Origin of the sequence: Marichromatium sp. AB31 (assembly GCF_003718685.1) — a bacterium.
GTDB classification, from domain to species: domain Bacteria; phylum Pseudomonadota; class Gammaproteobacteria; order Chromatiales; family Chromatiaceae; genus Marichromatium; species Marichromatium gracile.
Genome location: NZ_RHFI01000004.1, coordinates 165,419 through 191,428 on the forward strand (window position 1 = coordinate 165,419; position 26,010 = coordinate 191,428).

Annotated in this window: 24 protein-coding genes; 6 read left to right on the plus strand and 18 right to left on the minus strand. The window is 68.2% G+C overall.

Going from position 1 to position 26,010, the window contains the following annotated elements:
• Positions 1 to 88 precede the first annotated feature (88 nt).
• Positions 89 to 2,488 (minus strand): DNA internalization-related competence protein ComEC/Rec2, encoded by a 2,400-nt coding sequence (locus EBL84_RS05415; RefSeq protein WP_223806958.1) that lies wholly within the window; start codon positions 2,486 to 2,488, stop codon positions 89 to 91.
• Positions 2,489 to 2,611: 123 nt separating this feature from the next.
• Between EBL84_RS05415 and EBL84_RS05420 the strand changes: the two genes are divergently transcribed.
• Complete coding sequence (locus tag EBL84_RS05420; protein WP_123139882.1) at positions 2,612 to 3,148, plus strand: DUF2062 domain-containing protein; 537 nt, start codon at positions 2,612 to 2,614, stop codon at positions 3,146 to 3,148.
• On the opposite strand, the gene lolD is transcribed toward EBL84_RS05420, so the two are convergent.
• The gene (gene lolD / locus EBL84_RS05425; protein WP_123139883.1) at positions 3,085 to 3,801 is read right to left on the minus strand and encodes a lipoprotein-releasing ABC transporter ATP-binding protein LolD; all 717 of its coding nucleotides are present in this window, start codon (positions 3,799 to 3,801) and stop codon (positions 3,085 to 3,087) included. The genes EBL84_RS05420 and lolD overlap by 64 nt on opposite strands.
• A complete protein-coding gene (locus EBL84_RS05430; RefSeq protein WP_123139884.1) occupies positions 3,794 to 5,044 on the minus strand; it encodes a lipoprotein-releasing ABC transporter permease subunit in 1,251 nt (416 codons plus the stop codon). Before EBL84_RS05430 ends, lolD begins: the two co-directional genes overlap by 8 nt.
• A gap of 483 nt (positions 5,045 to 5,527) precedes the next feature.
• On the opposite strand from EBL84_RS05430, the gene EBL84_RS05435 reads away from it, so the two are divergent.
• Positions 5,528 to 6,586, plus strand: a complete 1,059-nt coding sequence (locus EBL84_RS05435; RefSeq protein WP_123139906.1) for an agmatine/peptidylarginine deiminase — start codon at positions 5,528 to 5,530, stop codon at positions 6,584 to 6,586.
• A gap of 10 nt (positions 6,587 to 6,596) precedes the next feature.
• On the opposite strand, the gene EBL84_RS05440 is transcribed toward EBL84_RS05435, so the two are convergent.
• Positions 6,597 to 7,220, minus strand: coding sequence for a putative molybdenum carrier protein (locus tag EBL84_RS05440; protein ID WP_223806068.1), 624 nt, complete (start codon positions 7,218 to 7,220; stop codon positions 6,597 to 6,599).
• A 93-nt stretch (positions 7,221 to 7,313) separates the two neighbouring features.
• Here EBL84_RS05440 and EBL84_RS05445 point away from each other — a divergent pair, with 93 nt between their 5' ends.
• Positions 7,314 to 7,703, plus strand: coding sequence for a VOC family protein (locus tag EBL84_RS05445; protein ID WP_123139885.1), 390 nt, complete (start codon positions 7,314 to 7,316; stop codon positions 7,701 to 7,703).
• Here the strand turns inward: EBL84_RS05445 and EBL84_RS05450 are convergent.
• The 3 genes from EBL84_RS05450 to cmoA are packed head-to-tail and all read right to left on the minus strand — an operon-like array spanning position 7,661 to position 10,103.
• Positions 7,661 to 8,350, minus strand: coding sequence for an AraC family transcriptional regulator (locus EBL84_RS05450; protein WP_190287893.1), 690 nt, complete (start codon positions 8,348 to 8,350; stop codon positions 7,661 to 7,663). The two genes, EBL84_RS05445 and EBL84_RS05450, sit on opposite strands and share 43 nt — an antisense overlap.
• 50 nt (positions 8,351 to 8,400) lie before the next feature.
• Positions 8,401 to 9,381 (minus strand): tRNA 5-methoxyuridine(34)/uridine 5-oxyacetic acid(34) synthase CmoB, encoded by a 981-nt coding sequence (gene cmoB / locus EBL84_RS05455; protein WP_123139887.1) that lies wholly within the window; start codon positions 9,379 to 9,381, stop codon positions 8,401 to 8,403.
• Positions 9,372 to 10,103, minus strand: coding sequence for a carboxy-S-adenosyl-L-methionine synthase CmoA (gene cmoA / locus EBL84_RS05460; protein ID WP_123139888.1), 732 nt, complete (start codon positions 10,101 to 10,103; stop codon positions 9,372 to 9,374). Before cmoA ends, cmoB begins: the two co-directional genes overlap by 10 nt.
• 118 nt (positions 10,104 to 10,221) lie before the next feature.
• Between cmoA and ppk1 the strand changes: the two genes are divergently transcribed.
• On the plus strand, positions 10,222 to 12,453 hold the full coding sequence (gene ppk1 / locus EBL84_RS05465; RefSeq protein ID WP_123139889.1) for a polyphosphate kinase 1: 2,232 nt from the start codon (positions 10,222 to 10,224) through the stop codon (positions 12,451 to 12,453).
• 135 nt (positions 12,454 to 12,588) lie between these two features.
• A complete protein-coding gene (locus EBL84_RS05470; RefSeq protein ID WP_123139890.1) occupies positions 12,589 to 14,292 on the plus strand; it encodes an FAD-dependent oxidoreductase in 1,704 nt (567 codons plus the stop codon).
• Between the two features lie 323 nt (positions 14,293 to 14,615).
• On the opposite strand, the gene EBL84_RS05475 is transcribed toward EBL84_RS05470, so the two are convergent.
• From EBL84_RS05475 to EBL84_RS05505, 7 genes are all read right to left on the minus strand, one after another.
• On the minus strand, positions 14,616 to 14,903 hold the full coding sequence (locus EBL84_RS05475) for an encapsulin-associated ferritin-like protein (protein WP_123139891.1): 288 nt from the start codon (positions 14,901 to 14,903) through the stop codon (positions 14,616 to 14,618).
• Positions 14,904 to 15,068: 165 nt separating this feature from the next.
• The gene (gene phoU / locus EBL84_RS05480; protein ID WP_123139892.1) at positions 15,069 to 15,824 is read right to left on the minus strand and encodes a phosphate signaling complex protein PhoU; all 756 of its coding nucleotides are present in this window, start codon (positions 15,822 to 15,824) and stop codon (positions 15,069 to 15,071) included.
• Between the two features lie 97 nt (positions 15,825 to 15,921).
• Positions 15,922 to 16,785: a phosphate ABC transporter ATP-binding protein PstB gene (gene pstB, locus EBL84_RS05485; protein ID WP_062274156.1), complete on the minus strand. Its 864-nt coding sequence runs from the start codon at positions 16,783 to 16,785 to the stop codon at positions 15,922 to 15,924.
• A gap of 42 nt (positions 16,786 to 16,827) precedes the next feature.
• The gene (gene pstA, locus EBL84_RS05490) at positions 16,828 to 18,135 is read right to left on the minus strand and encodes a phosphate ABC transporter permease PstA (RefSeq protein WP_123139893.1); all 1,308 of its coding nucleotides are present in this window, start codon (positions 18,133 to 18,135) and stop codon (positions 16,828 to 16,830) included.
• Entirely contained in the window at positions 18,128 to 19,519 is a 1,392-nt protein-coding gene (pstC, locus tag EBL84_RS05495; protein WP_123139894.1) for a phosphate ABC transporter permease subunit PstC, read from the minus strand. The genes pstA and pstC overlap by 8 nt, the downstream gene beginning before the upstream one ends.
• A 97-nt stretch (positions 19,520 to 19,616) precedes the next feature.
• Complete coding sequence (locus tag EBL84_RS05500; RefSeq protein WP_123139895.1) at positions 19,617 to 20,654, minus strand: PstS family phosphate ABC transporter substrate-binding protein; 1,038 nt, start codon at positions 20,652 to 20,654, stop codon at positions 19,617 to 19,619.
• A 98-nt stretch (positions 20,655 to 20,752) separates the two neighbouring features.
• Complete coding sequence (locus EBL84_RS05505) at positions 20,753 to 21,145, minus strand: hypothetical protein (RefSeq protein WP_123139896.1); 393 nt, start codon at positions 21,143 to 21,145, stop codon at positions 20,753 to 20,755.
• 689 nt (positions 21,146 to 21,834) lie between these two features.
• Between EBL84_RS05505 and EBL84_RS05510 the strand changes: the two genes are divergently transcribed.
• Positions 21,835 to 23,070, plus strand: coding sequence for a glycosyltransferase (locus EBL84_RS05510; RefSeq protein ID WP_123139897.1), 1,236 nt, complete (start codon positions 21,835 to 21,837; stop codon positions 23,068 to 23,070).
• Between the two features lie 2 nt (positions 23,071 to 23,072).
• On the opposite strand, the gene EBL84_RS05515 is transcribed toward EBL84_RS05510, so the two are convergent.
• The 4 genes from EBL84_RS05515 to EBL84_RS05530 all read right to left on the minus strand — a co-directional run.
• The gene (locus EBL84_RS05515; protein ID WP_062274146.1) at positions 23,073 to 23,306 is read right to left on the minus strand and encodes a hypothetical protein; all 234 of its coding nucleotides are present in this window, start codon (positions 23,304 to 23,306) and stop codon (positions 23,073 to 23,075) included.
• A gap of 133 nt (positions 23,307 to 23,439) precedes the next feature.
• Positions 23,440 to 24,207, minus strand: coding sequence for a queuosine precursor transporter (locus tag EBL84_RS05520; RefSeq protein ID WP_123139898.1), 768 nt, complete (start codon positions 24,205 to 24,207; stop codon positions 23,440 to 23,442).
• A gap of 42 nt (positions 24,208 to 24,249) precedes the next feature.
• Positions 24,250 to 24,816 (minus strand): dCTP deaminase, encoded by a 567-nt coding sequence (gene dcd / locus EBL84_RS05525; protein ID WP_062274142.1) that lies wholly within the window; start codon positions 24,814 to 24,816, stop codon positions 24,250 to 24,252.
• Positions 24,817 to 25,324: 508 nt separating this feature from the next.
• Positions 25,325 to 26,010, minus strand: a 686-nt coding sequence (locus tag EBL84_RS05530; protein ID WP_148040266.1) for a transposase, incomplete at its 5' end; no start/stop codon positions are given.

A 26,010-nucleotide genomic window follows, 5' to 3' on the forward strand; every position in this document is an offset into this window, starting at 1 on the left:
GCTCGTCATCAACCACCGCGCACGTTCTCGGCGCCGGAGTCAAGGGACAGGCGGCCACTGGTGGCTGACCGCTGGAGGCTGGCGACTGCTAGCGGTCGCCCCGACAGGTCGGCGCGGTGAGCGGGGCCGGCAGCGGCACGAACCAGGCCGCGAGGGTACGGGCGCGACCGCAGGCCCAGGGGCAGCGCGGGGCGCAGCCGGCCGCGGGGCGATGACGCCAGAGCCGGTCGTGGCGGGCGCGCCAACCCGGCTCGATCGACAGGCCCTCGGCATCGAGACGCAGTGTCAGCGCGCCCTCGTGCGCCGTCCCTCGCGTCTCGATGTCACGCGCGATGAGGCGCGCGCACACCGTCTCGGCAGGGAAGCCGTAGTGATTGGCATAGCCCGATGCGACCAGCGCCAGCTCGGGGTCAACCGCATCGAGCAACGCCGCGCTCGACGAGCTGGCGCTGCCGTGATGGGCGAGCACCAGCACGTGACTGCGCAGGGCCGCGCCATGGCGCGCGACGAGTTGGCGCTCGACCGCGGCGCCGATGTCGCCGGTGAGCAGCACCGAGACATCCCCGACCTCGATGCGCAGCACGCAGGAGGCATCGTTGCCCGAACCACCCCCGGTCACTGGGTATAGGAAGCGAAAGCGCACCCCCGACCACGACCAGCCCTGCCCCGCCCGACAGCGCCCGACGCCGTCGAGGCCGAGCGCAGTCGGCTCGCCCGAATCGACGCGCCTGACCTCCACGCCGCGGCGCAGTCCCGCCAGCCCGCCGGCATGGTCACGGTCGGCATGGCTGATCACCAGCCGGTCGACCCGCTCGACGCCCTGGGCGCGCAACAGCGGCACCAGCACCGCGCTGCCGGTCTCGAAGCCACTGGCGAACCCTGGACCGGTGTCATAGACCAGGGTGTGCTCATGGGCGCGCGCCACCACTGCCAGTCCCTGACCGACATCGACCAGGGTCAGCCACAATGCGCCCGGCGGTGGCGGCTGCGGGCGCACCAGCGCCAGCGCCGCCAGCCCCACCAGACCCAGCCAGCGCCCCGGCAGCCCGCGCGGGGCAAGCAGCAGCGCGACGCCCAGGGTCGCGGCCAGCCACACCCAGGGCGGACGCGCCGCCAGCGCGAAGGCCGCCCACGGCTGATCGGCGATCCAGCCGAGACCAGCGAGTCCCTGCTCGAGCAGCCAGGCGACGGCATGCAGCGGCGCCGCCAGCCCGGGCAGCAGACTCAACACCGCGGCGACCAGCAACAGCGGCAGCAGCAGCGAGAACAGCGGCACCGCCACCAGGTTGACCAGGGGCGCGACCAGCGAGGCACGGGCGAACAGCAACAACAGCAAGGGCAACAGCCCGATGCTCACCGCCCATTGCACCTGCCCCCAGCGCCGCCACGGCGAGCGGCTCGGCAGGCGTCCGGTGAGCGCCAGCAGGATCGCCGCGACCGCGCCGAAAGAGAGCCAGAACCCGACCCCGAGCGGCGCCAGCGGATCGAGCGCGACCACCCCGGCGAGCGCCAGTACAAACCCCTGCCAGGGACGCAATGGCCGCCGCCAGAACAGCGCGCCGAGTACCACCGCGAGCATGATCAGCGCGCGCTGGGTGGAGATCGCGAAACCGGCGAGCGCCGCATAACCGAGCGCCGCGCCCGCTGCGAACAGTGCAGCGGCGCGGGGCGCGGCGAGCCACAGGCTCAAGCGCCGACTGCGCGACCACAGCAGGCGCGCCAGCCAGAATACCGCGGTTGCGATCACCGCCACATGCAGCCCGGAGATCGCCAGCAGGTGGTTGGTGCCGGTGCGGGTGAGCACCTCCCAGTCGCGCGGCGTGAGGGCATCGCGCAACCCCAGGGTGAGCGCCTGCACCGCACCGAGCGCCGGATGCTCGCCGAGGGTTGCGGCGAGATGATCGGCGAGGCGCTGACGCAACCGCGCCAGCCGATAGCCAGACGGAGCGGGATCGAGCAGCCGCGGCGGCTCGCCGGCGCGCAGATTGCCAGTCGCCACCACCCGTCGCGCGAACAGCCAGCGCTCGTAGTCGAATCCGCCCGGGTTGGCATAGCCGTGCACGGGCTTGAGCCGGACCGGCAACCGCCAGCGTTGACCGGGACTGAGCAGCGGGGCGTCACGATACCAGGACAGGCTGACCCGGCCAGTGAACTCGACCGACTCGCCGGCAGCGGAGGCGTGCTCGATCAGGAAGGTGAAGCGGGTGGCGCCGCCGCGCCGCACCGGCAGCGCATCGACCCGCCCCTCGACGACCAGGGGGACGCGCACCAGTTCATCAGGCAGCGGATGACAGACCAGGGAGGAGAGCGGCCACAGCGACCAGCAGAAACCGAGCAGCGCGACACCGGCCAGACGAACCAGGGGGCGGCGCCACCCCGGCGACAGCACCAGCGCCGCCACCACCAACCAGCCCGGCGGCGGCAGCACCGGCAGCGGCAGCGCCGCCAGGACACCGAGGACGAAGGCGAGCGCTGCGGCGATCAGCACCAGCGGGCGGCGACCGGGTAGACAATCCGCACACCACGCCACCCGTCTGGCCTATACTTGGCGCCTGCGTCGGCACCTGAGACCAGTCGGACTCTCCGTGTGAAGAAATCGCTGAAACGGGTCATGCCGGACCCCCGGAAGATCCTGGAAAATCGGCAGCTCGGTATCTTCGGAAAGCTACTGCAGGATCCCAACCTCTGGCATCTCAACCGACGTTCGGTCTCGGGCGCCGTCGCGGTCGGCCTGTTCGTGATGTACCTGCCGCCGCTCGGTCATCTGTTCATGGCAGCGGGGCTGGCGATCGCCACCCGGGTCAACCTGCCAATCTCGCTGACCCTGATCTGGATCTCCAACCCGATCACCATCCCGCCGATGTTTTACGGCGCCTATGCGCTCGGCTGCTGGCTGCTCGACCAGCCGGTGGTCGGCTTCGACATGCACTTCTGGATCGACTGGCGCAACTGGCTGGCGGTACTCGCGCCGCTGCTGCTCGGCTCGCTGGTCTGCGCCACGCTGTGCTCGGTGAGTGGTTATTTCGCCATCCAGACGCTGTGGCGCTGGAAGCTGATACGCGAGATCCAGCGTCGACGTGCCCGCTACCGGGCAGCGACCTCCGCCGCTGCCGGGACCAGCGCGCCCTCGTCGAGCCGCCAGCGCTGATCCATCCGCGCGGCGAGTTCGGGGTCGTGGGTGACGATCACCAGCGCGGTGCCGATGTCGCGGTTGAGTTCGAGCATCAGCTCGTAGACGGCGGCGGCGGTGTTGCGGTCAAGGTTCCCGGTCGGCTCGTCGGCAAGCAGACAATCGGGCTCGGTGACCAGGGCGCGGGCCACCGCCGCGCGCTGACGCTCGCCGCCGGAGAGTTCGGCCGGACGATGGGCGCCACGATGCGCCAGCCCGACCTGGGCAAGCAGGTTGAGCGCGCGCTCGCGCGCCAGGCGCGGGCGCATGCCACCGATCAGCAGCGGCATGGCGACGTTCTCGAGCGCGGTGAACTCGGGCAACAGGTGGTGGAACTGGTAGACGAAGCCGAGATGACGGTTGCGCAATCGCCCCACCCGCGCCTCGGAGAGCCCGACGATGTCCTGACCGCGCCAGCACACCCGACCGGCGCTCGGCCGGTCGAGTCCGCCGAGACACTGCAGCAGGGTGCTCTTGCCCGAGCCCGAGGCGCCGACGATGGCCACCCGCTCACCGGCGCCGACGCGGAAGTCGACCCCGCGCAGCACCTCGATCTCGGCGGGTCCCTGGCGGAAGGTCTTGGTCAGGGCGGCGGTCTCGAGCACCGCCTCCGGTGTCCGTGGATCACTCATAGCGCAGCGCCTCCGCCGGGTCGGTCCGTGCCGCGCGCCAGGCCGGATAGAGGGTGGCCAGCACCGACATCGCGAAGGCCGCGCCGCCCACCCGCAGCACGTCGACGAGCTGAACGTCCGAGGGCAGCGCGCTGATGTAGTAGATCGAGGGATCGAGGAAGTGCACCCCGAACACGCCCTCGATCCAGGCCACCACCGGCTCGACGTTGAGCGCCAGCACCACACCGGCGACCACCCCGACCAGGGTGCCGATCAATCCGATCGCGGTGCCCTGCACCATGAACACCCCCATCACCCGCGCCGGCGAGGCACCGAGGGTGCGCAGCACCGCGATATCGGACTGCTTGTCGGTGACCACCATCACCAGGGTCGAGACGATGTTGAAGGCGGCCACGGCGACGATCAGAAAGAGGATGATGCTCATCATCCGTTTCTCCATCGCCAGCGCGCTGAAGAAGTTGCTGTGCACCTGGGTCCAGTCGACGACGCGATAGGCGCCGCCGAGATCGTAGGCGATCTCGCGCACCAGCCGCGGCGCGGCCCACATGTCGGTGAGCTTGAGTCGCACCCCGGAGACGTTGTCGCCGAGTCCGAGCAGGCGCGCGCCGTCACGCATGTGGATGAAGGCGGCGTTGCGATCGTAGTCGGCCATTCCCACCGAGAACACCCCGCTCACCGTGAAGCGCTTGAGCCGCGGCATCACCCCGGCGGGGGTGGAACTCACCTGCGGGGTGACCACGGTGACCTTGTCGCCCGGCGCGACCCCCAGATAACCGGCGAGATCGCGCCCGAGGACGATGTTGAACGCACCGTCGACGAGGTCGTCGACCGAGCCCGAGACCATGTCACGACGCAGCTCGGCGACCTGATCCTCCTCGCGCGGCAGGATCCCCCGCACCATCGCCCCGCTCACCCGCGAGCCGTTGGCGAGCATCCCCTGGACCTCGACGAAGGGTGCGGCGCCGACCACATCGGGATGCGCGCGCACCTGCTCGAGCAGCGGCTGCCAATCGCCGAGGCCGCCACCGAAGGGATCGCTCAGGGTCGCATGCGAGGCCATGCCGAGGATGCGCTGCTGGATCTCCTTGTGGAAGCCGTTCATCACCGACAGCACCACGATCAGGGCGATGATGCCGAGCGCGATGCCCACCATCGAGATCCCCGAGATGAAGGAGATGAAGTGGTTGCGACGGCGCGCACGCGTGTAGCGCAGACCGATGTAGAGTGACAGGGGATGAAACATGGGGATGGATTAAACCACAAAGCCCGCGACGACGTAGGAACAGCAGCGGCCAGCGGCCAGCGGCCAGCGGCCAGCGGCCAGCGGCCAGCGGCCAGCGGCCAGCGGCCAGGAGATTGAACCGCAAAGCCGCAAAGCACGCGAAGGGATTCAAGCTGCCAGCCATCAGCGGCCAGCCGCCAGTGGATGGTCGGCCTCGACGATAGCGCCACTCCCCATTCGCTGTCAGCGACCGGTTGGCGTGCGTTTCCGACCAACACTCGAAGACAGGCAGCCACTGGCGGCTGGAGGCTGATGGCTGGAAGCTCTTCTCTCCTTTGCGTGCTTTGCGGCTTTGCGGTTCAAACTTCCCGCGGCTGGCGGCTGGCGAGCCGGGATTTACAAGCGGGCGTCGAATCCACACAATCTTTGCAAACACCGGCCGCACCGGATCACGTGCCACAGCGGCCCTCTCGCCCGTCGCCGGGAGTGCGCGACGCGGCATCGCTGAACACAGCCGAGACACCGACCATGCGCCGACTGCCTGCTGAATGGGAACCCCAGAGCGGGGTCATGCTCACCTGGCCTCACGACGAGACCGACTGGGTGGATCAACTCACGGCGGTCGAGACGCTCTATGCGGAGCTGGCGGCGCGGATCAGTGCCTTCGAGCCGGTGCTGATCGTCTGTCGCGACCCGGACCACGCCACCGCCGTGCGCGCCCGCTGCGAGCAGGCCGGCGCCGAGACCGAGCGGCTGCGCCTGGCCACCGCGCCGAGCAACGACACCTGGGCGCGCGATCACGGCCCGATCACCGTGATCACCGGGCGCGGCCGCCCCTTGCTGCTCGACTTCCGCTTCAACGGCTGGGGCGGCAAGTACCCCGCCGGACTCGACAACCGCATCACCCGCGCGGTCGCCGACCAGGGCACCTTCGGCGACTGCGAGCTGGAGAAGTGCGAGCTGGTGGTCGAGGGCGGCGCGCTCGAGACCGACGGCCGGGGCACCCTGCTCGCCGTCAGCCGCACCCTGCTCGACCCCCACCGCAACCCCGACCACCAGCGCGCCGACATCGAACAGGCGCTGGCGATCCGGCTCGGCATCCGTCATTTCCTCTGGCTCGAGCACGGCGCGATCAGCGGCGACGACACCGACGGTCACATCGACACCCTGGTGCGCTTCTGCGCCCCCGATACCCTCTGCTACGCGCGCAGCAACGACCCCGAGGACATCGACTACCCCGAACTCTCCGCCATGGAGCGCGAACTCCAGGCACTGCGCGACCCCGAGGGCCGCCCCTACCGGCTGGTACCGCTGCCGAGCCCGCGCCCGGTCTACGACGAGGACGACGAGCGACTGCCCGCCGGCTACGCCAATTTCCTGGTGATCAACGGCGCGGTGCTGGTCCCGGTCTACGATGATCCGGCCGATGCCGAGGCGCTGGCCGTGCTCGGCGAGTGCTTCCCCGACCGCGAGGTGATCCCGATCGACGCCCGCCCGCTGATCCGCCAGGGCGGCAGCCTGCACTGCATCACCATGCAACTGCCCGAGGGCGTGTTCGACTGATTGCCCGACCTCAGCGCCCGGCGGCATGCTCGAGGGCTGTGCGCCAGGCGGCGAACAGGTCCGCGAGCCAGGCCCGGGCCGCGCACTCGATGCCGGGCGCACCGGACTCGCGCGGCCCGGCGCAGTTGAGCACCCGCACCCCCTCGCCCACCAACCAGTCGAGCACCGGCGCGATCGCCGGCTCGCCCTCCAGGTCACACACCAGTAGCGCCCGTCCCTGCTCGCGCGCCAGCCGCAGCGTCAGCGCGGTGCCGCCGCTCGGCGCGCCGCGACAAAGGATCAGGGTCGCGTCGCTGTCGCGCACGTTCCAGGCGGTGCGCTCGGGATAGTCCGCGCTCGGGGTCTCGCGCAGCGGATAACGCGCGGCGATCACGCCGTCCTCGGCGCGGCGCCCGCGCGGACACCAGCCACCGCAGCTCAGCCCCAACGCCAGCGCGGCATCGAGCGCGGCGCGATCGACCCCGCTCTGGCCGCCGGAGACCACCCGGGGCGCGGCGGCGAGCGCCTGGACCAGCTCGCGATCGCGCCGCGCGAAATAGCTGTCCTCCTCGCCCTGCTCCTTGCGTCTGAGTTGCTCGGGGAAACGGCTCATCGGCACCACCTCGATCGGGAACACCTCAAGGATTCGCGCCAAGTGTCGACAGGAACCTTGGCGCATTCGTTCAAGCCTGGACATCCCACACGATGATCCACTGACCGCTCCATCGTCACCAGGGAGATCGCCACCATGCGCTTTGCATACACCATCCTCTACGTCGAGGACGTCGCCCGCAGCCTCGCCTTCTTCCACGACGCCTTCGGGTTCGACTCCGGCTTCGTCGACGAGGGCGGCGACTATGGCGAACTCGACACCGGCGAAACCCGGCTCGCCTTCTCCTCGCGGGCACTGATGCGCCAGCTCGGCAAGATGCCGGGCACCCCGGAGCCGAACGCGCCGGTGTTCGAGATCGCCATCGAGACCACCGACGTCGCCGCGACCCTGGAGCGCGCGTGCACCGCCGGGGCCGTGGTGGTCCAGGAGCCGCGAGAGGAGTCCTGGGGGCAGACGACGGCCTATGTCCGAACCCCCGACGGCTATCTGGTCGAACTCTGCTCGCCGGTCGCCATGCCGTCGTAGCCCGGCTGTCCGAGTTGCCAACGCAACTCGGGGGCACGCGCCAGCCGTGCCGGCGAGAGCCCGAACCAGCGACGGCACGCCCGGCTCAGATGCGCCTGGTCGGCAAACCCGGCGCACAACGCCACCTCGGCCAGCGGCCGCTCGCCGCCGAGCATCCGCCCGGCGCGGCGGATGCGCGCGAGCTGATGCCAGAAGACCGGCGGGCGGCCACTGCGCTCGCCGACGAGCCGCTGCAGGCTGCGCAGGCTCAGGCCGCACTGCCGCGCGCTCTGGACGAGCGGGCGCGGCGCATCGGCGAGACAGGCGAGCGCCTCGGCGAGCGCGGGATCGCGGCACGCATGCGCCGCAAGCGCAGCCTCCACCGCCACGCGGTCGTCGGGGTCGCGCCCGGCCACCGCACCGAGCAGGGCACCCTGATCGAGCCGGACATCGGGATGCAGTCGATAGCCGACCATCCGCGTCTCGGCACACGCCAGACGCGGCAGGTGCGCATGATCGAACAGCGGCGTCACCATCCAGCGCGGCGCAAGACCCTGCACCTGGACGCAGATCAGGTCGCGACACCCGTCCGGCAGCACCGCCATCGGGACACCGTGAGCAGCGAAATCATGACGCCACTGCGCCGTCACCACCTCGGGGATCGACATCCTCGTCCTCCATGAGAACCAACGGCCCCAGCGGGCCGAAGGCAGCATCGTCAACCGGCGCGGCGCGCTACCAGCACCGCGCGCACCGGCGCCGGGTGGCCCTCCCGGGTCAGGGTCGGGTCGTCAGGGTCGAGTTGATCCGGGAGCGACTGGAAGTGCATCCAGTCGGTGGCGCGCTGCTCCTCGAACGTGGTCGGACTGACGTCGGCGACCCGGATGTGGTCGAAGCCACAGCGCGCCATCCACACCCGCAGCGCGGCCACGGTGGGGATGAACCAGACGTTGCGCATCGCCGCATAGCGCCCCGGCGGCACCAGCACTTGCTGATCATCCCCTTCGAGCACCAGGGTCTCGAGCACCAGCTCGCCCCCCGGACGCAGCAGCCGACGCAGATCGACCAGGTGATCGATCGGCGAGCGACGATGGTAGAGCACCCCCATCGAGAACAGGGTGTCGAAACCGGTCAGGTGCGCGGGCAGGTGCTCGATGCCGAGCGGCAGCACGCTCAGCCGCTCGCTGCCGAGATAGCGGTTGATCGCCTGGAACTGCATCACGAACAGCTGCGTCGGATCGATCCCCAGCACCAGCCGGGCGCCGGCACCGAGCATCCGCCAGCCGTGATAACCGTTGCCGCAACCGACGTCGAGCACCAGCCGACCCTCGAGCGGCGAGATGGCATCGACCAGCCGATCCCACTTCCAGTCCGAACGCCACTCGGTGTCGATGTGCAGACCGTGCAGGCTGTAGGGGCCCTTGCGCCACGGATGAAGGGCCATCAACGCCTCGCGCAGCGCAGCGCGCTGCTCGGGCATGAGGGTCGCGCCATCGAGCCCGACGCGGGCGGCGTCCAGCAGCACCTCGCCCGGCGGCAGCTCGGGGAGTTGCGCCAGCGCCGCCTCCCAGCGCGGCAGATCACCGTGGGCACCGCGCCCGAGACGCTGCGCGACCCGCTCGGCCAGCGCAGTGCGCCAGGGCGCCAGCGGGGTCTCGGCGAGATGATCGAGAAAGGGGGCGAAGGGGGTCAGGTCCATGCGGCCCAGGCGACGAAGTTGAGATGTTGATAGAGTCGGGTGACGCGGGCGAAGCCGACCTCGCGCAAGCGCTGCTCGTGGGTCTCGGCGCGTTCCGGCACCAGCACCCGCTCGAGCGCGGCACGCTTGCCGGCGATCGCCAGCTCGCTGTAGCCGTTGGCGCGCTTGAAGTCCTCGTGCAGTGCGGTCACGAAAGCGGCCTCGGCGGCATCGTCGAGGCGCACCTTCTCGGCCAGCACCAGCACCCCGCCCGGGACCATCCCGGCCCGGATGTGCGCGAGCAGCCCGGCGCGCTCCTCTGGTGGCAGGAACTGCAGGGTGAGGTTGAGCGCCACCACCGAGGCGTCGACGATCTCGACCTCGCGCACGTCGGCACAGCACACCCTGACCCGCTCGCCCCCGGGCACCTCGGCGAGCCGGCGCGCGAGTCCGTCGACCATCGCTTGGGCATTGTCGACGGCGACGATCCCGACCCCGGACGGGGTGCGGGCGAGCATCGCCAGACTGACCGCGCCGAGCGAACAGCCGAGGTCGTAGCAATGGGTGCCGGGCCGCGCCACGCGCCGCGCCACCAGCCCGCAGAGCGCGACCAGATCGGCATAGCCGGGCACCGAGCGGCGCACCATGTCGGGGAAGACACGGGCGACATCGGCATTGAATTCAAAGGGAGCGACCGGCATCTCTGCGCGGTCGAAGAGGTCGTCGGGATCGCTGTGCTGCATGGCGCGATTGTATACCCGAATGTCGGCGCAGGGGGCTGTAACCCAACGGTCATGGACTTTCGCGATAAAATGGGGGATTGGATTCCATGATTCACGTCGCATCGCCAGGGAACACGCAATGAGCACCAGCGCAGATCCGCAGGCCGTCGAGGCCGAGATCCCGATCGAGACGATCGGCGAGCCGCCACCGGCGATCCACGAAGAGGTCGATCTCGACGATCCCGCCCTGTATCTCAATCGCGAATTCACCTGGCTGTCGTTCAACCGCCGGGTGCTGCACGAGGCCGAGGACCCACGTACCCCGCTGCTCGAGCGCGTCAAGTTCCTGGCGATTGCCAGCAACAACCTCGACGAGTTCTTCATGAAGCGCATCGGCGGGCTCAAGCAGCAGATCGCCGCCGGGGTACACACCCCCAGCATCGACGGGCGCACCCCGAGCGAGCAGCTGCGGGAGTGTCAGGCGGCGGTGCGCGCCTTCGAGGCAGACATCAAGCGCATCCACGACACCCTGATGACGGAGCTGGCCGGACACGACATCCGCATCGTGCGTTACGACGCGCTCGCCGCGGACACCCGCGAGCGGCTTCGCGAACACTTCCGCGCCAACATCTTCCCGATGCTCACGCCGCTGGCGGTGGACCCGGCCCACCCCTTCCCGTTCATCTCCAACCTCACCCTCAACCTGCTGGTGACGCTGCGCTTCCCCGGCGGCGGCGAGGTCTACATGGCGCGGGTCAAGGTGCCGGTGAGCAAGGACGTCTCCAAGCGACTGATCGCGATCGACGCCAGCACCACCTTCGTCACCCTCGAAGACCTCATCGTCAACAACCTCGACATGCTCTTCCCGGGCATGGAGATCGACTCCTGCGCGCTGTTCCGGGTCACTCGCAACGCCATCGTCGAGCCCGACGCCGAGGCCGCCAACGACCTGCTGGAGATGATCGAGACCGAGCTGCGCGAGCGTCACTTCGCCCCCATCGTGCGGCTCGAGATCGACCCCGGCATGCAACCGATCCAGCGCGGCATGCTCGCCGCCGAGCTGGGGCTCGACGAGGTCGCCGACGTCTTCGAGATCGAGGGCATGATGGCGCTGCGCGACCTCTTCGAGATCGCCGCGCTCGACCGCCCCGAACTCCACGATCGCCCGCACCGTCCGGTCGACCACCCGCTGCTCGCCAACGACCGGCGCAACATCTTCCACATCATCCGCGAGAACGGGCCGATCCTGCTCCAGCACCCCTATCAGCCCTTCAGCACCTCGGTTGAGCGCTTCCTGCGCACCGCCGCCGAGGACCCCAAGGTGCTGGCGATCAAGATGACCCTCTATCGCACCTCCGCCGGGGCCATCCTCGACTCGCTGATCAAGGCCGCGCGCAACGGCAAGCAGGTGGCGGTGCTGGTCGAGCTCAAGGCACGCTTCGACGAGGCGGCCAACATCCAGTGGGCACGCCGGCTCGAGGGCGAGGGCATCCACGTCAACTATGGCGTCATGGGACTCAAGACCCACAGCAAGCTGATCTTCGTGGTGCGTCGCGACTACTCGCAGCTGCGTCGCTACTACCATGTCGGCACCGGCAACTATCACCCCGGCACCGCCAAGCTCTATACCGATCTGGGCATGCTCGGCTGTGACGAGGAGATCGGTCAGGATCTCACCGAGCTGTTCAACTATCTCACCGGCTACTCGCCACCGCCGAGCTACCGCAAGATCCTCGCCGCGCCCTATACCCTCAAGCGCGTGCTCGTCGACAAGATCAACCGCGAGATCCGCCACCACCAGCGTGCCGGCAACGGGCTGATCCAGATGAAGATGAACGCGCTGGAAGACCCCGAGATCACCCGCGCACTCTACAAGGCCAGCCGCGCCGGGGTGCAGGTCGACCTGATCATCCGCGACACCTGCCGCTTCCGTCCCGGACTGCCGGGCGTCAGCGCGCGCGCGCGGGTGGTCTCGATCGTCGGGCGTTTTCTCGAACATGCGCGCATCATCTACTTCCACAACGACGGCGAGGAGGAGTACTTCATCGGCTCGGCCGACATGATGCGCCGCAACCTCGACAGCCGGGTCGAGGTCCACGCCCCGGTCGACGACCCCGAGCTGCGCCAGGAGCTGCGGCTGATCCTCGACGTCCAACTCGCCGACTCGCGCACCGCCTGGGACATGGACGCCAACGGCAACTACACCCAGCGCACCCCACCCGACGACAACACCAAGGGGGCGCAGGAGATCCTCGCCGGGGTCGCCGAGAAGCGCCTCGCCGCCGCCGCCAAGCACAAGGAGAAGAAGGTGCGCTCACGCCTGCTCAGTCACTTCCAGTGGCGACTCAGGGACAAGAATCTGATGACCTGAGTCAGCCCGCCGCCGGGTCAGCGGGAACCGATTGCGATTCGTCACGTCGATCCCGGTGACCTGCGGGCACACTCCCCCGCCTCTCGCGCACCGACGCGAACGCGTTCCACCACCTACCTTCCGAAGGATCCGACAATGCCCTCGCAACCGCTCAAGATCGTGGTCATCGGCGGCTCGGCCGCCGGCCCCAAGGCCGCGGCCAAGGCCCGCCGTCTCGACGAGCACGCCGCCATCACCCTGATCCAGAAGGAGGCCGACCTGTCGATGGCCTCCTGCGGCTTCCCCTACTATGTCGGCGGGGTCTTCGACGACCGCAACCAGCTCATCTGCACCCCGGCGGGCATCGTCCGCGATCCCAACTTCTTCCAGAAGGCCAAGGCGATCGAGGCGCTGGTCGAGACCGAGGCGACGCACATCGACCGCGCCGCCAAGACCGTCACCTGCACCCACCTGCCGAGCGGCGAGAGCCGCACCCTCTCCTACGACCGGCTGGTGATCGCCACCGGCGCCACCCCGCTGCGCCCGCCGGTGCCGGGGACCGAGCTCGAGGGCATCCACACCCTGCAGTCGCTCGGTGACGCCGATGCGCTGCGCGCCATCCGCGATGCCGGCAAGGTGCGCAAGGCGGTGATCGTCGGCGGCGGGCTGATCGGCTTCGAGGTGTGCGAGGCGCTGCACCTGGCCGGGATCCAGACCACGGTGATCGAGAAGACCGACTCGATCCTGCCCTTCCTCGATCGCCAGCTCGCCCACCTGGTCGAGAATGAGGTGCGCCGCCAGGGCGCCGATATCATCACCGGCAACGGCGTGGCCGCCTTCCTCGGCGAGGACGGCAAGCTCGCCGGGGTCAAGCTCGACAACGGCACCGAGCTGCCCTGCGAGCTGGCGGTGGTCGCCGTCGGGGTACGCCCCAACGTCGCCCTGGCCGAGGCCGCGGGACTGGAGATCGGCGCGCTCGGCGGCATCAGGGTCAACGAGCGGATGCAGACCTCCGACCCCGACATCTACGCCGCCGGCGACTGTGTCGAGTGCCGTTCGCTGATCACCGGCGAGGCGGTGCGCGCGCCCTACGGCGACCTGGCCAACCTCCAGGGTCGGGTGATCGGCCAGAACCTGATCGAGCCCGACAGCGCCAGCTTCCCCGGCATCACCCACACCGGTATCTGCAAGGTGTTCGACTACACCATCGGCTTCACCGGACTCAACGCCGAGCAGGCCCGCGCCAGCGGCATCACCGACATCGAGACGGTGACCATCTCCGGGCTCGACATCCCCGGTTACATGGGCGGCAAGGTGCTGATCAGCCAGATGGTGGCCGAGCGCGCCAGCGGTCGCATCATCGGCTTCCAGTGCATCGGTCCGGGGGATGCGAGCAAGCGCGTGGCGACCGTGGCGATGGCCATCCGCGGCGGACTCGGTATCGAGGAGCTGGCCAACGCCGACCTGCCCTATGCCCCGCCCTACTCGCTCGCGCTCGATCACGTGATCGTCTCGGCACACGTGCTCGAGAACAAGCTCAAGGGGCTCATGCAGGGACTCTCGGCCGCCGAACTCAAGCAGCGTGTCGACAGCGGTGCCGAGTGCTTCATCATCGACACCCGCACCCCGCAGGAGTACGAGGAGGAGCGCCTCGGCATCGGCGAGCACCTGATCCCGGTCGGCGCGCTGCGCTCGCGACTCGACGAGCTGCCCGCGGACAAGTCGCAGGAGATCATCCTCTACTGCAAGGTCTCGATGCGGGGCTACGAGGCCGCCGCGGCGCTCAAGGCCAACGGCTTCCGCAACGTCAAGGTGCTCGAGGGCGGTATCCTCGCCTGGCCCTATCCGCGCGAGAAGTAGCGCGCAGCCGTCAAGCCGTCAGCCGTCAGCCGTCAGCCGTCAGCCGTCAGCCGTCAGCCGTCAGCCGTCAATCGAGGGTAAGCGCGCGGATGGCGCGCTGACGGCGGTGCTGGCGCCACCGGCAACGGGCGAGCACAGACCCGGCCCGCCTTCGCTCGCGACCTCTTCATGTCGGTGGAGATGGCCCCGGGACACGCCCGATGCCAACGCAAGGGCGAATATGAAAACGCCCCTGGCGTGATCGCCAGGGGCGTCTTCGTTGAACCAGTCGGCACCAAGGCGCCACGCCGGCTCGATCCTCCCGACCACTGGCCGGGGCCGGATCAGTGGTGGGCGATCTGCTTCTCGGTGAACAGATAGTCCTTGAGTTCCTTGTCGAAGGTCGGATCGCGGCGACGGATCCACTCCAGCACCATGGCCGCGTGCTCCTTCTCCTCGTCGCGATTGTGGGCGAGGATCGCCCGCAGCTCGTCGTCCTTGCAGGCGTCGACACGCTGGTTGTACCAGTCGACCGCCTCCAGCTCCTCCATCAGCGAGACGATGGCCCGGTGCATGTCGCGGGTCTCGTCGCTCAGCTCATCGATGGGCTCGTGATAGCCTTCACTCGACATGAATGCTTACTCCCCTGTTTCGCAGTGAGTGCAGTGGTCGGACGGCGCGTCGACACCGCCGGCGCGTCCCGGCCCGCCCACCATTGTCTGGGTGGCAGATGGCAAAAACAATGGTGTCACTGAGCAAAACCGACATCGCCTGATCCGGCACAATCAGGCGGCCTGCTACAGCATCCGATGACGCAAGGTCTCGATCAGGATCTCGCGATTGCGAAAGCGCACGTCCTGACCCTCGGCGACGTAGATCACCTGCTCGGCGACGTTGGCGGCATGGTTGCCGATACGCTCGAGCGCGTGGGCGCAGGTGAGCACGCAGACGGTCTGGCGCGCGCTCAACCCCTCCTGCCCCTCGTCGCCGAGCAACGCGCGCACCGCGTGCGAGGCCTCGTAGAGCGCCGGCTCGCGCTCGAAGACATCGAGCGCAACGCGCACATCGAAGCGAGCAACCCCATTGATACTGTGCTCGAACATGCAGCAGGCGCAGGCGTCGAGCGCGCCCAGCGCCTCGCGCAGCCTGGCGCTGAGCAGCTCCTCACCACGCCCGAGGGCATCGAGTTCGATCGTCTGACGGGCGATGCGGGCGGCCTTGTCGCCGGCGCGCTCGACGTCGCCGGCGATCTTCGAGAGCGCCAGCACGATACGCAGATCGATCGCCGTGGGCTGACGCCGCGCGATCACCCGGAACACCTCCTCGTCGGCGTCGAGCGCGAGGAAGTCGATCTGCGGCTCGCGATCGAGCACCCGGAAGGCGTGATTCTCCTCGTGCGAGACCAGCGCCGAGACCGCCGCCTGGATCTGCTCGACCACGTGCTCGCCCATCTCGAGGATGATGCCGCGCAGCTTGGCCAGCTCCTGGTCATAGCGGCTGACGGTATGGCCGCGGGCGAGGTCCGCGGGGGCCTGGGTGGTCGGCTCTGTCATCTGGGGCCTCATGGTGGTGCGAGCGGACGGGGGAAGCGATCCCGGCGCCCACGCGGACACCGGGGCGAGGGGCTGGATGCGTCCCTGCCCTGCCGGATCAGCCGAAGCGCCCGGTGATGTAGTCCTCGGTCAAGCGGTGCTGGGGGTTGGTGAAGATCTGATTGGTCTCGCCGACCTCGATCAGGTCGCCGAGGTGGAAGTAGGCGGTGCGCTGGGAGACGCGCGCGGCCTGCTGCATCGAGTGGGTGACGATGGCGATCGAGTAGTTGGCGCGCAGCTCGTCGATCAGCTCCTCGATGATCGCCGTGGCGATGGGGTCGAGCGCCGAGCAGGGCTCGTCCATCAGGATCACCTCGGGGGAGACGGCGATGGTGCGGGCGATGCACAGACGCTGCTGCTGACCGCCGGAGAGCCCGGTGCCGGGGGCATCGAGCCGGTCCTTGACCTCGTCCCACAGCCCGGCCTTGCGCAGACTGGTCTCGACCAGGGCATCGAGTTCGGTCTTGTTGTTGGTCAGGCCGTGGATGCGCGGCCCGTAGGCGACGTTCTCGTAGATCGACTTGGGAAAGGGGTTGGGCTTCTGGAAGACCATGCCGACGCGCGCGCGCAGCGGCACCGGGTCGAGCGCGCGATCGTAGATCTCCTCACCGTCGAGCTGGATCGAGCCGCTGACCCGACAGCCGTCGATGGTGTCGTTCATGCGGTTGAGACAGCGCAGGAAGGTCGACTTGCCGCAACCCGAGGGACCGATCATCGAGAGCACCTCGTTGCGTCCCAGGTCGAGGCTGACGCCGTGGATGGCACGCTTGTCACCGTACCACACCTCGACGTCGCGACAGCGCATGCGCGCATCGGGCACGCTGTAATCGCCGACGGTCTCGCGCGATTCTTGCGAGCGCGCCAGCTCGCCCGAGCGCATCGCGGTGGTGCTCCGTTGGATCTCTTCTACCGTGGTAATCATAGCGGGTCTAGCCTCGGGGAAAACTCAGGACAGGGCGCCGGCTCACCAGCGCCGCTCGAACCGGCGACGCAGCAACACCGCGGCGAGGTTCATCAGGATCAGGAAGGCGAGCAGCACCATGATCGCGGCCGAGGTGCGCTCGACGAAGCCGCGCTCCGGGCTGTCGGCCCAGAGGAAGATCTGCACCGGCAGCACGGTCGCCGGATCGGTGAACCCGGCGGGCACGTCGACGATGAAGGCGATCATGCCGATCATCAGCAGCGGCGCGGTCTCGCCCAGCGCCTGGGCCATACCGATGATGGCGCCGGTGAGCATGCCCGGCAGCGCCAGCGGCAGCACGTGATGGAACTGGGTCTGCAGCGGCGAGGCACCGACGCCGAGCGCGGCCTCGCGGATCGAGGGCGGCACCGACTTCAGCGCCGCGCGGCTGGAGATGATGATCGTCGGCAGGGTCATCAGGGTCAGCACCAGCGCCGCCACCAGCGGGGTCGAGCGCGGCACCCCGAAGATGCCGATGAACACCGCCAACCCGAGCAGACCGAAGACGATCGAGGGCACCGCCGCGAGGTTGTTGATGTTGACCTCGATCACATCGGTCCAGCGGTTCTTCGGCGCGAACTCCTCGAGATAGATGGCCGCGCCCACGCCGATCGGGAAGGACAGCAGCAGCGTCAACGCCAGGGTGTAGAAGGACCCGGCAAGCGCCCCGGCGATGCCGGCAAGCTCGGGCTCGCGCGAGGTGCCATTGGTGAAGAAGATGGTGTTGAAGCGCTTGGCGATGCGCCCCTCGGCCTCCAGCCGCTCGATCCAGCCGAGGGTGCGATCCTTGACCCGACGCTCGGACTCGGGCAGGTCGCGATCGATATAGCCCTTGACCACCATGTCGATGTCGTCGTCGGCGAGCAGCCAGACCTCGGCGGTGGTGCCGATCAGCGCCGGATCGGCGAGTACCCGGTCACGCAGCAGCTGCGGCGCGCCGACGCTCACCATCTGATAGAGCGCGCGCTTGTCGCGCCGGGCCGTGACCTCGGGGAAGTGCTCGCGCAGCGCAGCGCGGATGATGCCGAGATAGTTGGCGCGGGCGATGACCTCGGCCGAGCCGCTGCCCTCGGGGTCGATCTGCGCGCGCTCGAGCGCGACCGGCAGCTTGATATAGGTCTGCTGGAAGGCGGTATGGCCCTTGGCGATGATGTCGGTGAACAGCAGCGCCACGAACAGCAGGCCCAGGGCCACCGCCGCAGCGCCGAGACGACGGAAGCGGCGCTCCTTGGCGCGGCGACGCTTGAGGCTGGCGTTGACGGCATCGATGGTGCGCTGGTTCGGCGCGCTCGCCGGGGTCTGATCAGTCATATTGCTCACGGTATTTGCGCACGATGTGAAGGGCGACGACGTTGAGCACCAGGGTCACGGCGAACAGCGTCAGACCGAGGGCGAAGGCAGCAAGCGTCTTGGCGCTGTCGAACTCCTGGTCGCCGGTGAGCAGGGTGACGATCTGCACCGTGACCGTGGTGACGCTGTCGAGCGGATTGGCGGTGAGATTGGCCGCCAGCCCCGCGGCCATCACCACGATCATGGTCTCGCCGATGGCGCGCGAGACGGCGAGCAGGACGCCGCCGACGATGCCCGGCAGCGCCGCCGGGATGATCACCCGCTTGATGGTCTCGGACTCGGTCGCGCCGAGCGCGTAGGAGCCGTCGCGCAGCGACTGCGGCACCGCGTTGATCACGTCTTCGGAGAGCGAGGAGACGAAGGGGATGATCATCACCCCCATCACCAACCCGGCGGCGAGCGCGCTCTCGGAGGCGACATCGAGCCCGACCGACTGGCCCAGCTCGCGGATGAAGGGGGCGACGGTGAGCGCGGCGAAGAAGCCGTAGACCACCGTGGGAATCCCGGCCAGCACCTCCAGCACCGGCTTGGCCACGGCGCGCAGACGTCGTGGCGCATATTCGGAGAGATAGATCGCCGAGAGCAGTCCGATGGGGACGGCGACCAGCATGGCGATCGCCGAGACCATCAACGTCCCGGTGAACAGCGGCACCGCGCCGAAGGCCCCGCTGGCGCCGACCTGATCGGCGCGCAGCGCCGTCTGCGGACTCCACAGGGTGCCGAGGAAGAACTCCAGCGGCGAGACCATGGAGAAGAAGCGCAGCGACTCGAACAGCACCGAGAGCACGATCCCCAGGGTGGTGAGGATGGCAATCGAGGAGAACAACACCATGATCGCCATCACCATGGTCTCGACCTGGTTGCGCGCCTTGAACCCTGGATGCGTGCGTCCCCAGGCGACCCAGCCGCCGGTCAGCGCCAGGGCCAGCACCGCGGTCCACATCGACCACTGTCCCAGCTGGTCGAGTCGGGCGTACTGATCGGCGGCGGCCTGCAACTCCGGGGTGATCTCGGTCGAGAGCATCGCCCCCGAGGCGAGATTCCTGATGTCGTTGACCAGCAGCCCGAGCCGTCCCTCGGAGAGCCCGGCGGTCATCTCCTCGGGCAGCTGCGCCTGCAGCAGCATCAGCACCAGCTGGTCCTGCAGACCGACCCACAGCGCCAGCAGCAACAGCGCCGGCAGCCCCGCCCAGAGCGCGGCATAGAGACCGTAGTAGGCGGGCAGCGAATGCAGGCGGTGGACCTGCGACGGACCACCGGCGCCGGTGACCGCGCGGCGACGTCCGAGATGATAGGCCGCGGTCATGACCGCGAGCAGCACGAGGAGAAGGATCCAGTCTTGCATTGGGTTCCCGGCAGGCTAGACGAACGACGATCAGCGCCCCGCGGGGCGCCGATTCAGGACGGGCGACCATCCCTGGTCGCGATGCTCAGGACTCGACTCAGGGCCGGGACATCGGCGCGAACGACTGAGCGGCGCTGGCAACCTCGGCGCGCATGGCGTCGGGCAGCGGGATCAGGCCCTTGTCGACCAGATAACCCTCGGGGCCCCAGGCCTGCTCGCCGGTGAACTCGGCGACGAACTCCTCGATGCCGGGGATGGTGCCGACGTGCGCGTTCTTGACGTAGAAAAAGAGCGAACGCGAGACCGGGTAGTCGCCATCGGCGATGCTCTCGAAGGTCGGCTCGACGCCGTCGACCTTGGAGCCCTGCACCTGATCGGCGTTCTGGTCGAGGAAGCTGAAGCCAAAGATGCCGATCGCATCGGGGTTGGCGACCAGCTTCTGCACGATCAGGTTGTCGTTCTCGCCGGCCTCGACATAGGCGCCGTCCTCACGGATGCCGTGACAGACCGCCTTGTACTTGGACTTGTCCTCTTTCTTCATCGCCTTGATGAAGTCGTAGGTCTTGCAGCCGCCCTCCATCGCCAACTCGACGAAGGCGTCACGGGTCCCGGAGGTCGGGGGCGGACCCAGCACCTCGATGGCGACCTCGGGCAGATCCGGGTTGACCTCGTTCCAGGTCTGGTAGGGGTTGGGGATCAGCTCGCCGGCCTCGTTGGGCACGTCCTTGGCCAGGGCCAGCCAGATGTCGCGCAGCGACAGATCGAACTGCTCGGCCTCGCGGGAGTTGGCCAGGGCGATACCGTCGTAGCCGATCTTGACCTCGGTGATGTCCTCGACGCCGGCCTCCTGGCAGCGCTCGAACTCAGAGGCCTTCATCCGCCGCGAGGCGTTGGTGATGTCGGGGTGATCGACGCCGACACCGGCGCAGAACAGCTTCAGCCCGCCCCCGGAACCGGTCGACTCGACCTTGGGGGTGGCAAAGTCGGTATTGCGACCGAAGGTCTCGGCCACCGCGGTCGAGAAGGGGAACACGGTCGAGGACCCGACGATATAGATGGAGTCGCGGGCCATGGCCTGTGACGACAGGGAGGCCGCGGCAAGGGTGACGGCCGCGGCGACAAGCGTCTTGTTCATGGAAAGCTCCCAGTGGGCGTTGAATGGCAGCGCCGTATTGTGGTCGGCGGCGATGCACGTTCCATGAACGCGATATGACCATTTCGTGACGACCGAACTCAGCCGCCAGATTGCTGACCCTTTTGAAGAGTGCGCAGCAGGCGCAGCGCGGCGTTGAAGAAGTCCTGTCTGGGATCAGCCTCGCAATAGGCCTGTACCCGCGCCAGCGCCGCATCCAGCGCGGCGCCATGCAGCACGTCACCGCCGGTGGCAAGGTTCAGCCCCGAGATCAGCCCGGCGAACCACTCGCGATAGTGCAGATACTCGGGGTCGGCCAGCGCCGTCGGTGCCGCAGCCCCGGGCGCCACCGCCAGGAACTCACCACAGGGCTTGACCCCATAGCCCCAGAGCGCCGCCGAGGGCGCCTGCCCCCAAGCCGCCGAGGCCCCCAGTGCCAGGACCAACATCAAGACAATGGCGCCCGAGGCGCCGGTACGGGATCGATCGTGCATGAGTTCGGTTTCCTTGTACGAGTGAACGAGCACCCGGCGCGGGACGCACCGGGCAAGGCCTGGATTGAAGCGCAAAGCGCCCCGCGAGGTGAAGGCTTTCGACCAGCGACCAGCGACCAGCGACCAGCGACCAGGAGATTGAACTGCAAAGCCGCAAAGGACGCGAAGGGATTCAAGCTGCCAGCCATCAGCGGCCAGCCGCCAGTAGGTGGACGACCTCAACGATAGCGCCACGCTCCATTCACTGTCGGCTACCGGTTGGCGTGCGTTTCCGGCCAACATTCAAAGACAGGCAGCCACTGGCAGCTGGAGGCTGATCGCTGGAAGCGGATTCGAACCGCCAAGCCGCAAAGCACGCGAAGGGATTCAAGCTGCCAGCGATCAGCGGCCAGCCGCCAGTGGAAGGGCGGCCTCGACGATAGCGCCACGCTCCATTCACTGTCGGCCATCGGTTGGCGTGCGTTTCCGACCAACACTCGAAGACAGGCGACCACTGGCGACTGGAGGCTGATCGCTGGAGGCTCTTCTCTCCTTCGCGCCCTTCGCGGCTTTGCGGTTCAAACTTCCTGGCGGCTGGCGACTGGCGGCTGATATCGCTCGCCCATGCCCTGGCGGTTCGATCCGGCTGGCGACTGGCGATCCCCTGAGGCTATGATTGCGCGGTTTGTCGGCTGCCCAGCGGAATCGCCATGCGCGTCTTGATGATCTCGGATGTCTATTTTCCCCGCGTCACCGGTGTCTCGACCTCGATCCAGACCTTTGCGCGCGAATTCGTCGATCAGGGGCACGCGGTCACCCTGATCGCCCCCGAATACGCACAACCAGGGGACGACGACGAGCCCTTCGAGATCCTGCGCATCCCTTCGCGCTATCTGCCGATCGACCCCGAGGATCGGATCCTGCGCCCACGCAAGCTGCGGCGTCATCACGACCACCTGGCCGCGGCCGGGTTCGACCTGGTGCACATCCAGACCCCCTTCCTCGCCCACTATCTCGGGCTCGGGCTGGCGCGACGGCTCGGCGTGCCGGTGATCGAGAGCTATCACACCTTCTTCGAGCAGTATCTGCACCACTACGTGCCCTGGCTGCCCTCGGCATGGATGCGCTGGGCCGCGCGTCGCTTCTCCGCCGCCCAGTGCAACGACGTCGACGCCATCGCCGTGCCCTCGCGGGCGATGCTCGAGGTGCTCGAGCGCTATGGCGTGTACACCCCGGCGCGGGTGATCCCCACCGGGATCGAGCTCGGCCAGTTCAGTCGCGGCGATGGCGCGCGTTTTCGCGCACGTCACGGCATCGCCGCCGATCGTCCGGTGCTGGTTCACGTCAGCCGTCTGGCCTTCGAGAAGAACATCGACTTCGTGCTGCGCGTGCTGGCACGGATCAAGACGCGCATCCCCGAGGTGTTGCTGGTGGTGGTCGGCGAGGGTCCGGCGCGCGCCGAACTCGAGGCCCAGGCACGCGAGCTGGGGCTGGCCGAGAACACCCTGTTCACCGGCTATCTCGACCGCGACGGCAGCCTCGAGGACTGCTATCGCGCCGGTGAGGCCTTCGTCTTCGCCTCGCGCACCGAGACCCAGGGGCTGGTGCTGCTCGAGGCGATGGCGCTCGGCGTCCCCGTGGTCTCGACCGCGGTGATGGGGACGGCGGAGGTGCTCGCCGGGGCCGACGACAAGGGCGCGCTGATCGTCCCGGAGGACGAGCAGGTCTTCGCCGATCAGGCGGCACGGATCCTCAGCGACACCGGGTTACGCACGCGTCTGGCGCGCGGCGCCGAGGCACACGCCCAGTCGTGGTCGGCGCCGGCGCTGGCCGAGCGGATGCTGGGGTTCTATGCGGAGGTCTGCGGGGGCGGTTGCGACGGACGTGGGCAACAATCGTCCGACATGGCGGGGCGTGGGACGCCCGAGGGGCAGTTCGGCGGCTGAGGTCAGGCCATCACGTCGATCAGGCTGCCGATCATCTCGTCACCGGCCGCGACCACCTTGCTCGAGGCCTCGACCTGACGCAGGTTCTGCGTCTGCTCGACCAGCGGTTCGGTCAGCTCGCGGGTCGAGCCCTGACCATTGAGGGTCTGCGCGCTGGCGATCTCGGCGGCGTTCTGACGCACCCCCTCGGTGCCGACACGGATCCCCTGCAGCCCTTGGTTGATACCTGAGATCATCTCGTCCTCCGTTCTCGGCCTGTTCGATCCGGACGACTATCGCGCCGCCCTGCCCGCCCCGGAAAACCGGGCCTCACCAGTCACCATAGCCGAGGCGAACGATGCACGGGGGCCGGTCTGTGCATTGTGCACATCAGTTCTCGATTCCGGCGGCACGGGCACGCAGGGTCTCGGCGCGAGCCGCGCCGAGATAGCGCTCGATCAGCGCGCGCACCAGATAGATCACCGGGGTGAGCGCCACCGCGACCACGAACTTGTAGAGATAGTTGACCGTGCCCACCGCCAGGAACAGCTCCAGCGACCAACGCTGCGGCCCGAGCACGAAGGCGATGTAGAGCACCACGAAGCTGTCGATGAGCTGCGAGACCAGGGTCGAGCCGGTGGCCCGCGCCCACACCCAGCGCGGGCCGGTGGCACGACGGATGCGGTGAAAGATCGTCACGTCGATCAGCTGACCGATCAGGAAGGCGATCACCGAACCGGCGATGATCCACATCCCCTGGCCGAAGATCACCGCAAAGGCCGCCTGCATGTCCGGCACCCCGCGCGCGGACTGGATGCCCACCCACCACTCGGCCGGGGTGAGCAGGATCGCCAGATAGGCGAAGACGAAGGTGTAGAGGATCAGCCCGACGGTGAGATAGGAGAGCAGCCGCACCCCGCGCCGGCCGAAATACTCGTTGATGATGTCGGTCATCACGAACACCACCGGCCACAGCAGCACCCCGGCGGTGAAGTTGAGCGAGCCGCTCTGACCGAACAGCTCCCAGTCGAGCGGCGCGATCCCCAGGGTCGGCTCCAGGGCGAAGATCTTCACCCCGAGCAGCTCGGCGATCAGCGCATTGCAGACGAAGAAGCCGCCGAGGACGACGAACAGCTTGGTCGATCGGTCGAAGGTCATGGGCGGGTTCCTCCCTGCGGGGCACACCACCCGCCCAGTCGGTCAGGACTTGGGCAGGGTCACCCCGCGTTGGCCCTGATACTTGCCGCCACGGTCCCTGTAGGAGGTCTCGCAGACCTCGTCGGACTCCAGGAAGAGGATCTGCGCCACACCCTCGTTGGCATAGATCTTCGCCGGCAGCGGCGTGGTGTTGGAGAACTCGAGCGTCACATGGCCCTCCCACTCGGGTTCGAGCGGGGTGACGTTGACGATGATCCCACAGCGCGCATAGGTGCTCTTGCCCAGACAGATGGTGAGCACGTTGCGGGGGATCTTGAAGTATTCCACCGTCCGCGCCAACGCAAAGGAGTTCGGCGGGATGATGCAGACATCGGACTTGAGGTCGACGAAGCTGTTGGAGTCGAACGCCTTGGGATCGACCACCGCCGAGTTGATGTTGGTGAAGATCTTGAACTCGTCGGCGCAACGGACGTCATAGCCGTAGCTCGAGGTCCCGTAGGAGATCATGCGCCCCCCCTCGCCCTCGCGCACCTGCCCGGGCTCGAAGGGATCGATCATCCCGTGCTCGACGGCCATGCGCCGAATCCAGCGATCTGATTTGATGGCCATCGCGGCATCCTCGTACGTGAAAAAACCGGTTACTTTAACCTGTTAGCGCACGTCAAGGAAGCATAGATAGAACCGCGAAGACGCGAAGAACACAAAGCAAGCGAATGGCCAGCGGCCAGCGGCCAGCGGCCAGCGGCCAGCGGCCAGCGGCCAGGAGATTGAACCGCAAAGCCGCAAAGCACGCAAAGGGGTTCAAGCTGCCAGCCATCAGCGGCCAGCTGCCAGTGGAGGGACTGACCTCGACGATAGCGTCCCCCATTCACTGCCGGCTATCGGTTGGCGTGCGCTTCCGGCCAACACTCGAAGACAGGCAGCCACTGGCGGCTGGAGGCTGATCGCTGGAGGCTGCTTCGAACCGCAAAGCACGCAAAGGGGTTCAAGCTGCCAGCCGCCAGTGGATGAACTGGCCTCAACGATAGCGCCACTCTCCATTCGCTGTCAGCGACCGGTTGGCGTGCGTTTCCGACCAACACTCGAAGACAGGCAGCCACTGGCGGCTGGAGGCTGATCACTGGAGGCTGCTTCGAACCGCAAAGATACCGTCTTTCCCGTCAAGCCGCGGAAGCGTAATCGGGCTGGTAGGGACGACGGTTCTTGAACACGCCGAAACAGATGTGGGCGAGTTTCCGCATGGCGGCGCCGAGGGCGACCATCTTGGGCTTGCCGCGCGCCAGGAGGCGTTCGTAGAGGTCCTTGACGTGTGGGTTGTAGCGAATGGCGGTGACGGCGGCCATGTAGAGGGTGCGCGTGCATGCGCAGGCCCGGCCTTGGAGAGTCTGGCGCGCCCCTGCACGGAGGTGCCCGACTGTCGCTCGACGGGCACGAGCCCGAGGTAGGCGGCGAACTGTTGGGCCGAGGTGAAGGGACGGCTTTGCAGCAGCGCCACGAAGCGCTGAGCGACCTTGAGGCCGACGGCGGGGATCGAGGTGAGGAGGTCGACGTCCTCGCGTAGCTGAGGATGGCCGTCGAGGTGGTCGTCGATCTGTTGCTGGAGCTTGGCGAGGGCTTCTTCGAGGAAGGCGATGCTCTCGCGCACCGAGTCGCGCACCAGCGCCGGGGTGTGGGTTGCCTCGACCTTCTCCAGGCGGTTGCGCTCGCGTCGCAGGTCCTCGATGAGGGCGCGCTGACGGGCCAGCAGCGCCCGCAGGAAGCGCACCTCGGGCGAGGGCGGCGTCCAGGGCGCGGGCTTGAGGA

Excerpts from the sequence above, each read along its gene's own strand:
- EBL84_RS05420 (WP_123139882.1), top strand. The coding sequence starts at position 2,612 with ATGCCGGACCCCCGGAAGATCCTGGAAAATCGGCAGCTCGGTATCTTC.
- lolD (WP_123139883.1), bottom strand. The coding sequence starts at position 3,801 with ATGAGTGATCCACGGACACCGGAGGCGGTGCTCGAGACCGCCGCCCTG.
- EBL84_RS05430 (WP_123139884.1), bottom strand. The coding sequence starts at position 5,044 with ATGTTTCATCCCCTGTCACTCTACATCGGTCTGCGCTACACGCGTGCG.
- EBL84_RS05445 (WP_123139885.1), top strand. The coding sequence starts at position 7,314 with ATGCGCTTTGCATACACCATCCTCTACGTCGAGGACGTCGCCCGCAGC.
- EBL84_RS05450 (WP_190287893.1), bottom strand. The coding sequence starts at position 8,350 with ATGTCGATCCCCGAGGTGGTGACGGCGCAGTGGCGTCATGATTTCGCT.
- cmoB (WP_123139887.1), bottom strand. The coding sequence starts at position 9,381 with ATGGACCTGACCCCCTTCGCCCCCTTTCTCGATCATCTCGCCGAGACC.
- cmoA (WP_123139888.1), bottom strand. The coding sequence starts at position 10,103 with ATGCAGCACAGCGATCCCGACGACCTCTTCGACCGCGCAGAGATGCCG.
- ppk1 (WP_123139889.1), top strand. The coding sequence starts at position 10,222 with ATGAGCACCAGCGCAGATCCGCAGGCCGTCGAGGCCGAGATCCCGATC.
- EBL84_RS05470 (WP_123139890.1), top strand. The coding sequence starts at position 12,589 with ATGCCCTCGCAACCGCTCAAGATCGTGGTCATCGGCGGCTCGGCCGCC.
- EBL84_RS05475 (WP_123139891.1), bottom strand. The coding sequence starts at position 14,903 with ATGTCGAGTGAAGGCTATCACGAGCCCATCGATGAGCTGAGCGACGAG.
- phoU (WP_123139892.1), bottom strand. The coding sequence starts at position 15,824 with ATGACAGAGCCGACCACCCAGGCCCCCGCGGACCTCGCCCGCGGCCAT.
- pstB (WP_062274156.1), bottom strand. The coding sequence starts at position 16,785 with ATGATTACCACGGTAGAAGAGATCCAACGGAGCACCACCGCGATGCGC.
- pstA (WP_123139893.1), bottom strand. The coding sequence starts at position 18,135 with ATGACTGATCAGACCCCGGCGAGCGCGCCGAACCAGCGCACCATCGAT.
- pstC (WP_123139894.1), bottom strand. The coding sequence starts at position 19,519 with ATGCAAGACTGGATCCTTCTCCTCGTGCTGCTCGCGGTCATGACCGCG.
- EBL84_RS05500 (WP_123139895.1), bottom strand. The coding sequence starts at position 20,654 with ATGAACAAGACGCTTGTCGCCGCGGCCGTCACCCTTGCCGCGGCCTCC.
- EBL84_RS05505 (WP_123139896.1), bottom strand. The coding sequence starts at position 21,145 with ATGCACGATCGATCCCGTACCGGCGCCTCGGGCGCCATTGTCTTGATG.
- EBL84_RS05510 (WP_123139897.1), top strand. The coding sequence starts at position 21,835 with ATGCGCGTCTTGATGATCTCGGATGTCTATTTTCCCCGCGTCACCGGT.
- EBL84_RS05515 (WP_062274146.1), bottom strand. The coding sequence starts at position 23,306 with ATGATCTCAGGTATCAACCAAGGGCTGCAGGGGATCCGTGTCGGCACC.
- EBL84_RS05520 (WP_123139898.1), bottom strand. The coding sequence starts at position 24,207 with ATGACCTTCGACCGATCGACCAAGCTGTTCGTCGTCCTCGGCGGCTTC.
- dcd (WP_062274142.1), bottom strand. The coding sequence starts at position 24,816 with ATGGCCATCAAATCAGATCGCTGGATTCGGCGCATGGCCGTCGAGCAC.